Source organism: Ruegeria sp. BB5 (genome assembly GCF_056539405.1).
The window spans coordinates 1505311-1518908 of record NZ_JBQFUX010000001.1 but is presented as its reverse complement, the minus strand read 5'-3'; the positions used below and the strand labels follow the sequence as shown (position 1 = coordinate 1518908).

At 52.6% G+C, this 13598-nt stretch carries 11 protein-coding genes and 1 tRNA gene; 7 read left to right on the top strand and 5 right to left on the bottom strand.

The window, feature by feature from the left end; genetic code table 11:
• Nucleotides 1–2: 2 nt before the first annotated feature.
• The 3 genes from ACR0DL_RS07590 (at nt 3) to ACR0DL_RS07580 (ending at nt 4095) form a co-directional block, all read left to right on the top strand.
• On the top strand, nt 3–1292 hold the full coding sequence (locus tag ACR0DL_RS07590) for an AAA family ATPase (protein ID WP_480688355.1): 1290 nt from the start codon (nt 3–5) through the stop codon (nt 1290–1292).
• Entirely contained in the window at nt 1293–2885 is a 1593-nt protein-coding gene (locus ACR0DL_RS07585) for a type III secretion system chaperone family protein (RefSeq protein WP_480688353.1), read from the top strand.
• 130 nt (nt 2886–3015) lie between these two features.
• Nucleotides 3016–4095 (top strand): hypothetical protein, encoded by a 1080-nt coding sequence (locus tag ACR0DL_RS07580; protein ID WP_480688351.1) that lies wholly within the window; start codon nt 3016–3018, stop codon nt 4093–4095.
• Between the two features lie 237 nt (nt 4096–4332).
• Here the strand turns inward: ACR0DL_RS07580 and ACR0DL_RS07575 are convergent, their stop codons facing one another.
• From ACR0DL_RS07575 to ACR0DL_RS07560, 4 genes are all read right to left on the bottom strand, one after another.
• A complete protein-coding gene (locus tag ACR0DL_RS07575) occupies nt 4333–5019 on the bottom strand; it encodes an endonuclease III domain-containing protein (RefSeq protein ID WP_480688349.1) in 687 nt (228 codons plus the stop codon).
• Nucleotides 5006–6199, bottom strand: a complete 1194-nt coding sequence (locus ACR0DL_RS07570) for an MvaI/BcnI family restriction endonuclease (RefSeq protein WP_480688347.1) — start codon at nt 6197–6199, stop codon at nt 5006–5008. Before ACR0DL_RS07570 ends, ACR0DL_RS07575 begins: the two co-directional genes overlap by 14 nt.
• Nucleotides 6192–7634 carry a DNA cytosine methyltransferase gene (locus ACR0DL_RS07565; protein ID WP_480688345.1) on the bottom strand — a complete coding sequence of 481 codons (1443 nt, stop codon included), beginning with the start codon at nt 7632–7634 and terminating at the stop codon, nt 6192–6194. Before ACR0DL_RS07565 ends, ACR0DL_RS07570 begins: the two co-directional genes overlap by 8 nt.
• A gap of 433 nt (nt 7635–8067) precedes the next feature.
• Nucleotides 8068–8141: transfer RNA gene (locus ACR0DL_RS07560), tRNA-Cys, on the bottom strand.
• A 228-nt stretch (nt 8142–8369) separates the two neighbouring features.
• On the opposite strand from ACR0DL_RS07560, the gene ACR0DL_RS07555 reads away from it, so the two are divergent.
• From ACR0DL_RS07555 to ACR0DL_RS07545, 3 genes are all read left to right on the top strand, one after another.
• Nucleotides 8370–9023 carry a protein-L-isoaspartate O-methyltransferase family protein gene (locus tag ACR0DL_RS07555; RefSeq protein WP_170349438.1) on the top strand — a complete coding sequence of 218 codons (654 nt, stop codon included), beginning with the start codon at nt 8370–8372 and terminating at the stop codon, nt 9021–9023.
• A gap of 96 nt (nt 9024–9119) precedes the next feature.
• Nucleotides 9120–10538, top strand: a complete 1419-nt coding sequence (locus ACR0DL_RS07550; RefSeq protein WP_170349192.1) for a TolC family outer membrane protein — start codon at nt 9120–9122, stop codon at nt 10536–10538.
• Between the two features lie 74 nt (nt 10539–10612).
• Nucleotides 10613–11491 carry a hypothetical protein gene (locus ACR0DL_RS07545; protein ID WP_170347761.1) on the top strand — a complete coding sequence of 293 codons (879 nt, stop codon included), beginning with the start codon at nt 10613–10615 and terminating at the stop codon, nt 11489–11491.
• A 3-nt stretch (nt 11492–11494) separates the two neighbouring features.
• On the opposite strand, the gene ACR0DL_RS07540 is transcribed toward ACR0DL_RS07545, so the two are convergent.
• Nucleotides 11495–12952, bottom strand: a complete 1458-nt coding sequence (locus tag ACR0DL_RS07540; protein ID WP_480688343.1) for a cobyric acid synthase — start codon at nt 12950–12952, stop codon at nt 11495–11497.
• A gap of 61 nt (nt 12953–13013) precedes the next feature.
• On the opposite strand from ACR0DL_RS07540, the gene ACR0DL_RS07535 reads away from it, so the two are divergent.
• Complete coding sequence (locus ACR0DL_RS07535) at nt 13014–13583, top strand: cobalamin biosynthesis protein CobQ (protein WP_480688341.1); 570 nt, start codon at nt 13014–13016, stop codon at nt 13581–13583.
• Nucleotides 13584–13598 lie beyond the last annotated feature (15 nt).

Sequence of the window (13598 nt, the reverse complement as noted above, 5' to 3'; positions counted from 1 at the left end):
ACATGAAATTTCCATCGTTAAATGATCTCGATCGAGAGCAAAGGCGTGTTTATGGTAATGCCCCGAATGACGGCGCTATTCTGGTTATTGGTCCTCCCGGTACAGGAAAGACCGTCATGGCCATGCATAGGGCACAGAAGTGTATTCATCTCCAACAATCTCCCCGAGTAATCATGTTCAATCGCGTTCTACGCAGATATTCGAGCGCTTGGGCGAAGGTAGATGAAAAAATCGAAGTCACAACAATGCTCAGTTGGGCTCAGAAATGGTGGCGAGGTGCCGGGATGGGCACGATCCCCAAGATTGACAGGTGGACCGTGGATTGGAGGGAAGTGTTGAACCGCGTTCTTGCTGTCGGCCAGAATGAGGAAACGCTTAGCAAGTTGAACTGGGGCCATTTGATCATTGACGAAGGACAGGACTTTCCAGAGGTCATGTACATGTGTTTGGGTCAAGTTCTCGGGCACTTCGCGCGCAACGGCCTTGAAGCGCAGATCACGGTCTTTGCAGACGACAATCAACGGCTACAAGCCGAAATGAATTGTACCGTCGATAATATCGCTAAGTACCTCGGAATATTCCATCAAAAAGAGCGGAAATTTTACTTGAGCAAGAACTACCGAAATACGCTCGAGGTCGCCAAGTTCGCCCAATACTTCCAAGTCGGTAAAACGAGCGGTGCAGCCAAGTTGCCGTCGAGTAGCGGTGAGATTCCTAGTGTCGATTTTTTTGTCGACGACAAAGAACGTTCAGATTTCGTAGTTCGCAAGCTCAAGATATCAGCGGGAAAGCAAGTAGGGGTGATTGTCAACGGCGCTCAACACGACGTCACGAGGGCGAAGAACCAGCTTGAATCGCGGCTTAAAGAAACCAACTGGAATGTCCAATTTTATACCAGTAAGCATTGGAAAAAAGTCGACGAGCTAGATTTTGAAACCAAGAACATGGTCACGGTTCTCCATCAGAACTCCGCGAAGGGATTAGAGTTCGACCTAGTCTTTTACGTCGGCCTAGAGAAAACAGATTTAGACGCCTCTGGTGGGATGAACGAGAGGATGGCAATCTACGTCATGGCCAGCAGGGCGAGAGAGGAATTGCGCGTTAGCCTGACGGGAGTGGATTTCTCTGAACGACAACCAGACGGCTTAAAGCTTCTGCCTAGTCCTGATCGAGGTTTGTGCCGTTTCGAGAGTTTTGGAGAATTACACAGGCCTGATGTTCTTGAATATTTAGAAAAAACCGAGTGGCGAGAGCCAGAGGAAGGTTCTCCATTTTGGGAGGAGGTCGCATAGATGTCTGGAAAAGGATCGAACGCTCAAAGTTCGAAAAAGGCTACTGGCTCGAAGCGATTCTACGTTCCGATGCACAGTGAAAACTGGGCACTGGCCCTTTCGCGTGGGTACCTAGGTATTTCCCCCACCGAGGATGCGATCAGAGACATACAAGTGAAGCATCCTGGAGGAGTCGTCGGTTTTGGGTCCATGCCACCTGCCTGGGCGCTTAGGTGCGAAGAGCCAGGCGCCATGGTTGTATTGGTTGTTGCCGTCGCCGGAGAAAGTCCCGCGAAAAACAACATGCCCATGTTCTTGCCGGGGGTTTTAAGAGTGTCGAAGGTAGAGGAAGCAAGGTTTTCAAGCCAAGCAGAGCTCGATAATTTTTTTGCCTCCTACTCTGCCTTCCCAGACGTTCCCACTGACCTTATCGAGGCAGTTGTTTTTGAGCAAGACGATGACCTATTCGACGCCGCACAGGATATCGAACCGATTTTCAACTCTGAGGGCCAAGTTTCAATTGACCCAAGCTCGCGCGATTTTTTCTGTGGTTGGAGCGCGGGGTTGCTCAAGGTTCTGGAGAGCGGCGAATTCGATCAAGAGGTGGAAAAGTACTTTTTAGATGTTGGAAACATCTCTGCCATCGACCGTGTTGAAGCCCATGCAAACGGGTTGTTAAAAGCGTTTGATTCAGGGGCCAAGGAGACCGACCAAGCGATCTGGGCTGCGATGGTTCTGCTTGTAAAGGAAACGAGAGGCGATCACGGGTTCGATCGCCTCGACTTGATCGATCGAATTGATAATCGCCTCTCTTCGCACGGCCTAAGAAACGAGAGCGCTACAACTTGGCTAGCGGTTGCCAGAGACGTTGTTTCAGCTCGCCGTGATCCAACACCGCTTGATGACAATGGTTCACTGGGCCAACGAGCAAGCCTTGCGTTCCTTCTTGCTCACGAAACAGATTCAATCGCGTACTTGGAAGCAGGTGCGAAAATAACGGCTCTCGTTTCGGTTCTCGCGGCGGCATATCAAGGGTACGCGCGTGCAGATGTTGATCTGAAACGCCCAACTTCAAAGATGGACGCGGTTCTGACCGCGGCTGAGGCATTGGAAGCTGGTAACACCGGCGCGTTCCGCGCTGAAATCGGTCGTTTGGACGCCGAGATGAATGAGCAAGATTTATTCTACCTTGGCGAAACGATTTTCGCTAGGCGTGGGCGGAACGTTTCTCCCTATAGGCTCATGCTTCGCGCGAGGGCGCTCGAGGCAGGAATGGAACTTTTGGTCGATGAAAAGCGCGGCCTCTTGTACGTGGAACCTTCGGGTCGAGAAGAATTGAAAATCTTTATTGAAGAGGATCCTTCCTCCAGGCGCGAACAACCCATTGTGCGGTTTTGGGCGCCAGTTGTCGAAATGAAGGCGAAAAAGCCAAATGCCGGAGAGATCAGAAAGTTTCTGGAGAGATCATGGGAGACAGGGTGCGCCTTAGGCGTACACTCTTTTGACGGCAAGCAACACCTGTGCGCGTTTGTTACCCAACTAACCAATACTTTAGACAGGGACGAATTCGACGCACACGTTGAGAAAATTGGTCGGATGGCAGCATCAATGTAAAAGCGGCTATGCGACTTTGACTTAAAGGCTCCGGCTAAATCCGCCGCCAATCGGCGGATGGTCGTGATGGCTAATTCTAACAACCTCAATCTAGAGCAAACGAACTCAACTTCATCTTTTGGAGAAAAAAGTGCCTATCGACTATCCTGAAGTTTTTAGAAATATACTCGATCCCGAGCGTCCAATTTCGTTACGTGAGGTTCTAGCGCATCCGGAATTAGCTTCTGTTACCGATACTACAAAAAGGAAGCACTTGAAGAGATTTATCGACAATAATCGTGTATATTCTTCTGCTGTAGAAGGATTTCCTCCAATTAACTATCCTGAAGTTTTTAGAAATATACTCGATCCCGAGCGTCCAATTTCCTTACGTGAGATATTGGAACACCCCGATTTGAAGTCCGTCTCTGACAATACAAAAAAGGCGCAGTTGAAGAAATTTATCAGCAACGACAGTGTATATTTTTCTGCTGTAGAAGGTTTTCTTCCAAATGCTGAAGCCTTGCTTGAAATGATAGTTGAAAGGCTTGAAGCCCCTATAAGCGGTAATAACGTAGTCCACGCTAACCGAATTTGTGCGGAGTTTGTGGAATCTAAAACTAAACCCGCTTTACATAATTACGTTAGTGAGAAGTTGGAGCAATACTCGTTTGGAGATAATGTTGAAATTCCAGTCTCGGAGTTGATTGATTTTCTTCTTGGTGAGTACACGGCGTTTTCTCGCGGAGAAGGAAATAGTCTAGTATCGATCGCAGGTCGCATGAATGAAAAGCTCTTAATGGCGTGTTTAATGAACGAAGGCTTGGAGGAAGGTCATGATTTTTCATGGACGGGTAAAAAATCTGACGCCGACATTGTAATTCACTCGAATGCAACAGCAAAGCAGCGTCTAGGGGTAGAGGTAAAGAGCTATCATGCAAGGGAGCGACTGTTGCGAGGATTAAGAGATATAGCAGGACTGAAAGTGGGGGCTGGGTACTTTGTTGACGAAACCGAATTCACTGAAAGTCACACACATGCACTAATTCGAGCAGAGGCGGCCGCTGTCTACTTACCAGCAGATACATTGAGGAGAATCGACATGAACATCCAAAATTTGATCGCCAACGCCCCCATTTCGCTGGGCAGTAGATTTTATCGCCCGATTGAGCAATTTGCGCAAGATATGAAGCATTTTTGTCAGTATGGAAAGCTTCCTGAAACGATCTAAGAGGATCTTGGCTGAGGGTTAAAGAAAAAGATTTTGAACGGATTGGCCGAAATTGGTTTGGGAAACCTTACCCGGCCAATCTTGACAGACGCGAACCCAGTGATTTAGCCCTGAACCGGGTATAAAAGCTAGATATAGCGGTTAAAGTACCTGAGTTTCGGTTTCGAGAACGTAACAGCCCAACGATTACGTAAACCACAAGAAAAATCTGCGTTCTTTTTTTGTTTGGCGTGCAGGTCAGTCGTTCTTGGCGAGTTTCCCGAAGTTGCACCATTTGTTAAGAACGCAGTTCGCGCACTTTGGCTTTCTTGATCGACAAAATGCATGAGCGAGATCCAATGTAGCCCAGTTGACGCGAACCGGATCCTGCCCGCGTACCAGCCAGCCGGACGCGGCTTGCAACCATGGGTCATGTCGAATATCCGCCATCGTTCTTGGACGTAGATAGCGTTCGATAACGCGGGCCATATTTGAGTCAATGAGTGGCCGGGACTGTCCGTGCTGAAACAACAAGATCGCATTGCCTACGTACTGGCCCACCGCAGGTATGTGCGTCAATTCATCTAGGTTGCTGGGAAAAATGCCGGCGCGATCGGCAGCGTAAATAGCCAAAGCCTTTATTGATTTTGCTCTGCGTCGCCACAGCCCGATAGGCTTAAATGCCTGCTCTAGATCGTTGATGTCGGCGTCGGCAATTGCCTGCCAGCTTGTGAAACGGCCAAAGAAGCGTGGGTAGATCATAGCCACGTTTTCAGCACGAGTACGTTGTAGAAGAACCTCGACACATATTTTTTCATATGTGTTAGCTGCGGGATCACGCCAGGGCAATGCGCGACCGTTAGTGGCATACCAGTCTAGTAGACGGAAACTTAATTTGGTTAGACGAAGCTTGTCGCTGCGACTTAGTTGGTCACGTGAAAACATAGGTATCAGAGGGAGGGAAAAGCGCAGGGAAGTCGGCCGAATGCATTTTGAACAAGTAGCCGTGATCCCGAACACTCTGGGGCCCTTTTTGGGACATTAGATAATCTACGGAAATTACGCCTCCCTCGATCAGCGCGTCAAAGTTTCGAACCTTGGGTAGCCTTGTATGCTCGACTTGGGTGTAGTGGAATTCTTCCTCCGAACCTTTGCCGCGCGCTTTGGCGCCTACCCAAAACGTCTGAGGGTGTTTCTCCTTTAGTCGTTCTCGCAGTTTTTTCATTTCCCAAGTAGTGACATGACGGGTCATGTTTGTTTCAGGGTCAAAATGGTTCTGCTTGAGCCAGTCGCGATTTGAATCTACTTCCAACACGAAACCGATGGAATTTGGGGAAGTAGCATTTATTTCATGGTTTAGGCGAAGCTTGCCGTTACGGTGATATCCATAGTCAGAAAGAAGGTTCCATGCAGACCCAATTGGGCTTAGTTTCCAATTTGGCACCTGCGAAAAAAGTGTCACTCGATTAGCTTTGCCTTTGCGGACGCGTTTAGCCTTTAACTCGATTCCCTTGTAGTCTGGTGCCTTGCTGGTGTTAGCGGCGATGCCCAACATTGTCTCCAATGTCATCCCGATGCCGGTGTCACCTGAGCGCAATGTGCGCACGAAACCCAAAGCCGCTACACCGCGGATCTTTTCTAAAAGCTCGTCAACTACCGGGTTTGTATTTGGTTTTGACGCGGCAGCGATTGCTCCAAGCGGAGTTTCTGGGCGATGAATTGACTCTAAAACGGTGTAATCACTGCAATTCACGACGTAAACTACGTCTCTTTGGACCAATAATGCTAAGAGGTTATAAGGCTCCGCATACCCTTTCAGTTTTCTGAACCATATCCGCGGATCTCCCGATTTGGTCTCAGGGCGATAAAGAGATGCACTCGCAGGTTCTAAAGTTGATGAACGTACGAAATAGGCTTCTTTTACAACCTTCGCTTCCGGTCCTTGCGGTTGCGTCTCATAGTCATGAAAGCCGGTTTCAAAGAAGTAATCTCTTATGCCCGCGGTGGCGTCCATAATCGATTTTTGCAGACCAGTTTTGGTCGGTACGAGTAAACCAACATCGAGGTTGTAGCGGTTAAAAACTGCTAGGGTGTCAGAAATGCTCGTGTCACTTTGTTCAAGCATCCATTGCCTTGTCTAATATCAATCTAAAGTGTTTTCCGACGCGCTCGGCCAACCCAACGGGGACGGCGTTGCCAATCTGGGTATATTTCGGAACTTCTCGATCGAAAATTCCCTCTGTAGGCTTGCCAGCGCGGCGTAATCCACCTGTAGTGCGCTTGCCAGAGAACTGGTACCAGTCTGGGAAAAGCTGGAGGCGCGCCCATTCTCGAACCGTTAAGATACGCGGCTGGCTGTAGTGAACGTAATCGTCGGGCAAAGAAGTGGCGGTTATGTTGGGCTCACCGTTACCCCAGTGCTCTTTTAGCACCCGTTGCGAAAACTTTCGGGTTTTGTAGTGCTCTGGAATTTGACCGTGGTTCTTGAGCATGTAGTCAAACTTATCAACTACGGCCCACTTGTGCTTACTATATTCCTGTTCGGTCAGTTGCACACTTTGGTGCGGATACCATTTCGGCGTCTTCCGAAGAATTTCCTGAATTGTGTTTTTCTTTGGTGGACGCGGATAGCCCTTAGTTTCAAAGGGTCCAGGAGCAAAGGACTGACTAAGTAAAATGTCTTCAACGGATGGGTCTAGTAGATCTCCCAGCAAGTCACTGAGATGAGGAAACTCTCCCGGGCGCCCTTTAGGGAGGAACCCACATTTGACAGCATCTTCTCCGTCTGGATCCGCCTCAAGGTCGATTAAACCTTTTAGGTTTGGACTTGCCAGAATATCGTTACGGATCCCTACCAGCAGGACACGTGGTCTGTTTTGCGGAACGCCATAGTTCTTGGCATGCACTAGAGACCATCGAACTTTGTAACCCGGTATTTTGCCGAACTCTTTTTTGACATCTGGCCAAATCGGATCTCCGCCTTCCCGCGTCCATTTCGCATTCAGCAGGCCACGCACATTTTCAAACAAAAAGATTCGAGGACGCAGGCGTCGAATAATTTGAGCCATTCGGCCATAGAGGTGATTGGATGGGATTTCCCTTCGATCTACGGCGTAAGAACGACGGATCCCTATGCCCGAATAACCTTGGCACGGTGGGCCTCCGGTGAGCACGTCTAGTGTGCTCCCAGATCCGCTACGAGCCTTTGAGTTCTTTTCGAAACGGAAATCAATTTCTTCAAGACAAGACAAGTCAGAAATTAACTGTTCTAGCCGTTTCCCTTTCAGCTGTTGTGCATCGTTCCAATGAAGTGCTGCGTTGTCGGCAAATCGCTCACCTCCTAGTTTGTGATGGCGATTCATTAGGTATGTATCTAGCGCATCGTTGTGCAGCTCATTAACGAAAACTGGTGTAAAGTGGGCATTCTCAAACCCCTGCGACAAGCCTCCGCAGCCTGCAAAAAGATCCACCATCGAATACAGGCGTTTGGGGTTTGAGCGGGTAGAGGGACGGCTTGGCTCGATTGCCGTTTCGTCAGGGCTTACTTCTTCTTCTAGCAAGTCGCGATTCCCTTGTCGGCGCGTTAGGTGAGTTGAATAGCATGGTTAGATATGCATGTCCAGGTGTTCACTATATGTTGTCGCTTATTCCCAGCTTGGGTGCGAGTTGAATTAAGGCGAGCTGTCTTGCTGGTCCTATTCGCGCTGCTCATGCTCGGCGAAGCTGCTGATATGTTTCACTTGCAGTGGGGCATGTTTGTTCTTTGAGTTGTTCGACCAGATCGCGTTGCGATCCGTCGAGCTGCGCTCAGAGAAAGTTGATTTATTTGATTGGTTCGACTTGGTTTTTTTTGGCTGGGATGTTGAGGGTTGTCTACTGGAGCAGAAGCGCTTTCGGCAGTTCCCCATGCGTGCGATTTGGATGGGTAGGTGGGAAATAGGCTCCCGACACATAGATAAAATCATTTAAATACAATAGGTTGATTGGATATATTGGAGGCGAGTACCGGAATCGAACCGGTGTACACGGATTTGCAATCCGCTGCGTCACCACTCCGCCAACTCGCCTTTTCAAGTAAAATCAAATACTTGCTGTGGTGTGGCAGGCGTTTTAACACCTTTCGCCAGGGGCGTCCAGTGGGTTGATTGCAAAAATCCACCTCCATGTGTTGCGGCATGGCGCAGCGCGACACCAAGTCTCTGCGATCTGGTGAAACTTTCGACGTTGCAGCCGTTGCCGGTTTCTTCTGGATGTGGCAAAAGCCGGGAACACTAGGGAAAAACATGGGCGATCCAATGACAGATTTCGCAACCCGGCGCCGAACGATGGTCGATACGCAGATCCGACCTTCGGATGTAACGAAATTCCCCATCATTGACGCCATGCTGACCGTTCAGAGAGAGAATTTTGTACCTGACGCTCAGCGTGAAGCGGCTTACGCCGAAGGCGTGATCGACCTTGGTGGCGACCGTTGCTTGCCCGAACCGCGGACATTGGCCAAAATGCTGGATGCGCTGAATATCTCGAATGACGAGGCTGTTTTGGATATCGCCCCGGCTCTGGGCTATTCCACTGCGGTTGCCGCGCGTATGGCGCAGTTGGTGGTTGCCGTGGAAGAAGATGAAGATATGGCCGCCGAAGCGCAAACGATCTTGATGGAAGCAGACGCCGACAACGCGATTGTACATGTTGGGCCGCTGGCGCAGGGCGCGACCGAACACGGCCCCTATGACGTCATCATGATACAAGGCGGGGTTGAGCAGGTTCCCGAGGCATTGATCGCCCAGTTGAAGGATCACGGACGCATTGCCTGCCTGTTCGTCGAAGGAGAGCTTGGAACCGTTCGGATCGGGCATAAATCCGGCGGTCGGGTGACGTGGCGTCATGCATTCAACGCCAATGCCCCGGTTTTGCAGGCATTTTCCGCCGAGTGTGCATTTTCGCTATAATTTCATCGCTTATTTTTCTGCGACCTTGATTAGTTGAAAACATCGGCGCAAACTACGCTCAGGGCAGCGTAATTTTGATTTGAGAAGGATTTCGACATGCGTTCAAGGACAGGGGGAAAGCTAACAAAGGCGATGGCGCTGACGGCGGGACTCGCGCTCAGTGTTGTACCAGGGCGTGCGGTATGGGCTGATAACCTGACCGACGCGTTTATCGGGGCTTACAATACAAGTGGGCTGCTGGAACAGAACCGCGCCTTGTTGCGCGCGGCTGATGAAGACGTCGCAATCGCGCTGTCAGCGCTGCGCCCGATCATCAACTGGGCGGTCGAGGTCAGTCAGAATTACAATCGCAACAGCACGAGCGCTGGTGTTGTGCGGGATGAGCCAGCCAACTTTTTCACCGGCCTCACCCTGAGCCAGCTGATCTATGATGGCGGCTTCTCGGTTCTGGGCAAGCAATCGGCGCAGGAAACGGTGCTGGCCACACGGCAAACCTTGCTGGACGTCGAACAGGACGTCCTGTTTCGCGGCCTGAACGCGTATTTGGGTGTTCTGCTGCAAGAAGAAACCGTTCAGATTCGCCTGAACAACGTGGATGTGTCTGCCGAAGAATTGCGCGCCTCTCAGGACCGCTTTGATGTGGGTGAGGTGACCCGGACGGACGTCGCGCTGTCCGAAGCACAGCTGGCTAGCTCGCAAGCGGATCTAGCGGTTGCGCGCGGTAACCTGAGCATTGCGCAGGCGGAATATGTGAACGCCGTGGGCAAGGCGCCAGGCCGTACTGCCGGTCAACCAAGCCTGCCGAACCTGCCGCGATCCGAAGGTGAAGCCGTTAGTCTTGCACAGCGCAACCATCCGGCTATTCAGTCAGCGCAACATCAGGTGCGGGCGCTGGATTTGTTCGTTCAACAGCAGCGTGCCAACCTTGGTCCGAATGTCAGACTGAATGCGGATGCGGGCCTGCGCGAAAGCTATGACAACGATGACAGCCTCGAAGATGCGACTGTCGCGTTGCGCTTTGAACAGCCGATCTATGCCGGTGGCCGTCTGGCCGCCACGGTCCGTCGGGCAATGGCAACTCGCGACGCATCGCGCGCCAATTTGCTGAACGTGCAAAAGGATATCACCCAGGGGGTCGCGGACGCCTATGCCGCTTACCAGGCCGCCAGTGCTAGCCTAAGGGCGTCTACGGAACGGGTCCGGGCCTCGCAAGTGGCGTTTGACGGTATCCGCGAAGAAGCAACCTTGGGTGCGCGGACTACGTTGGACGTGCTGAACGCGCAGCAGGATCTATTGGACGCGCAATTGGCCGAGGTTGCATCGCGCACCGAACGGTCGCGTGCCGCTTATCAACTGCTGGATGCGCAGGGTTTGCTGACGGCTGAACGTCTGGGTCTGGCTGTCCAGATTTATGATCCAACCCTGTATTACAACTTGGTTAAAAAGGCTCCGGCGCAGATCAGCAGGCAAAGCCGGGACCTGGATCGCGTCCTCAAAGCGTTGCGTCGCGACTAAGGGCCAATACTACCTGTTGTTAGGACCGGTTTGTTTAGCTACACTCGATCCCGAGGATAGAGCGGTAGAGAACAATGACGGATAAAGTCGTAAAAGCGGGAATCGAGGACGTCTTGTCCTCGATTAAGCGTCTGGTCACCGAAGAAGATCGTAAAATTCCGGGTGTTATGGCGTCATCCAACACGCGAAAGCCCGGCAGGCTGGTTCTGACCGACGCATTGCGAGTCGGTGAAGTGGCCGTGAAAGAGAAGCCTCAGCCAGAAAAAGCGGAACCGATTTACAAGGCCGAAGATTCTGTCAAACCGATGCTTCTGCGGGCTTGTGATATCGTGAAACATGCCGAACCCGCGGTCGAACAGCAAACCACGACTGAGCCAGAGGACGGCCTGACCGGCAGTCTGAGCGCTAAGATCGAAGCGCTGGAAACCGCAATTGCGCGAACCGAAGATCAGTGGGAGCCGGACGGCGACAGCGAAGATGCTTATTCCGGCACGCCGACAAAGCCGCTGGAGTGGGCGGCGGAGGTCGAGACACCGGCAAAACCGCTGGAGTGGGCCGCAGAAGATGAGTTCAACATCACCTACTCGGCAAAGATCAGCCAAGCTGAAACGATACACGAAGACGTTGACACAGCCACAAAGGCAACCTTCGTCCGGGACCCTGCGGTCGTGGCGTCTGCGCAGGCGGTGAAATCAGAAGCAAAAGAACTGCACGTGCGGCCAACTGGCAAAAATGCGCAGACTGCAGGCAAAGACTTGCCAGTGATGAACACAGCTCCTCTGGCTACCGGACAAAGCGCGCTGACCTTGGACGAAGACGCAATGCGGGGTCTGATCGCACAGGTCGTTCGGGAAGAGCTGCAGGGCGTTCTAGGCCAGCGTATCACTCGCAACGTTCGCAAGATGGTGCGGCGTGAGATTTACCGCGCACTGGCCGAGCGCGAGGTCGATTAACCCTTAGGGCCGCTTCGGCGGCCGGGCCATACCCAGCAGGCGATCCAGGTCCATATGCTGTTCCAGATGGTCCGCCAGCGCGTCCAGCGTATCCTCGACCCCATCCTCATATGACAGGTCCGATTCTGCGCCCAACTGCTGCAGGTAGCGGGCGCGGAAAGCGTCAGAAGAAAAGATGCCGTGCAGGTAGCTCCCGCGGATGCGGCCTGTGCTGTCAGCAGCACCTTCCGGCCGCTCTTCGATCTCAAGCCAGGCGCGATCGCAATCGGGACCTTCGGTTCGGCCCATGTGAATTTCATACCCGGTGACTGGCTCATGCCCCGGAATGGTGCGTGCCGTGCGCAGTGTGACCTGCTTTTGGCCTGCCATGAGGGTGGTCACGTCCAACAAGCCCAGCCCGTCAACAGTGCCGGGTCGGCCATCGACGCCATCGGGATCGGCGATGGTTTTGCCCAGCATCTGATAGCCACCGCACAGGCCCAGCACATGGCCACCCCGGCGAACATGGGCATATAGGTCGATATCCCAGCCCTGCGCCCGGAAATAGGCCAGATCGCCGATGGTGGATTTGCTGCCGGGTAACAGCACCAGATCGGCATCACCCGGCAAAGGACGCCCGGCTGGGATGATTTCAACGCTGACCCCCGGTTCGGCGGACAGCGGATCAAGATCGTCGAAATTCGCCATGCGTTCCAATTGTGGGACAACCACTTTGCAGGCCCCGCCACTGTGCGAGCGAATGTCCATCATATCCTCAGCGGGTAATTTCCAGGCGTCATGAAACCACGGAACTACGCCCATGCATGGCCATCCTGTACGGGTGGCGATGTCGTCACGTCCCTCATCAAACAGGGAGACGTCGCCTTTGAACCGGTTGACGGCGAAACCTGTGATCATCTCAAGATCACCGGCATCCAAAACCGCCTGCGTGCCGACGATTTGCGCAATGACTCCGCCTCGGTGGATATCGCCCACCAGAACGACCGGTACATCAGCGGCACAGGCAAAGCCCATATTAGCAATATCGCCCTTGCGCAGGTTGGTTTCAGCCGGGCTGCCGGCACCTTCGATCAGCACCAGATCGGCATCGCTGCACAGCCGGTCAAAACTTTCAAGCGCGGCATCCAACAGCTTGGACTTGTCCTTGCGATAGTCGCCCGCCTTCATCGTACCCGAACGCTGGCCTTGAACGATGATTTGAGCGCCGGTGTCCGTTTCCGGTTTCAACAGAATCGGGTTCATATCCGTATGGGTCGGACGCTTGGCAGCACGTGCCTGCAGGGCCTGGGCGCGGCCAATCTCGCCACCATTCTCGGTCACGGCGGCGTTGTTGGACATGTTCTGCGGCTTGAACGGCGCCACTTTCAGCCCGCGCCGCGTATAAGCGCGCGCAAGCCCGGCCACCAAAACTGATTTTCCGACATTGCTGCCGGTGCCCTGAATCATGATGGCGCGAACCATGGTCGTCTCCTATACGTTAGGGCGCAGATGACCTGATTTGACACCAAAGGGAAAGCCCTGGATGAACACGCCCGCGCATCTTTTGATCGGCGCTGCCGCTTTTGCGCGGCCTGCGCGGGGGGCCATTCTGTGGGCTGCGGTGCTGGGCTCGGTTCTGCCCGATCTGTCGCTGTACGTCATGGCTGGGGTGTCCTTGCACGTCTTGGGCATCCCGCCGCAGATCGTCTTTGACGAACTATACTTCTCACCAGCCTGGCAGACGGTGTTTGCCATCGACAATTCGTTCATCCTATGGGGGCTGGCGTTGATGCTTGGGCACTGGCGAGGATGGCGGTTTGTGACTGTTACTGCATCCGCAGGGCTGCTGCATCTGTCGATGGATTTCCTGCTGCATGCCGGTGACGGTCGGCCGCAATTCTGGCCACTGAGCGATTGGGTCTTTCACAGCCCGGTCAGCTATTGGGACAGTGCGTATCACGCGCTTTTGGTAGCGCCTGTTTCTGTTGTTATATGTGCTGGTTCTTATGTGGTGCTATGGAACAGGGGGCTGTCAGCGCCCGCCAAGCTATTCTTTGCCGCATTGTTGGGGGCCGAGATTTGGGTTGCTCGCCAATGGCTGCTGTTTTTCTGACCCGGAAATAGAAAA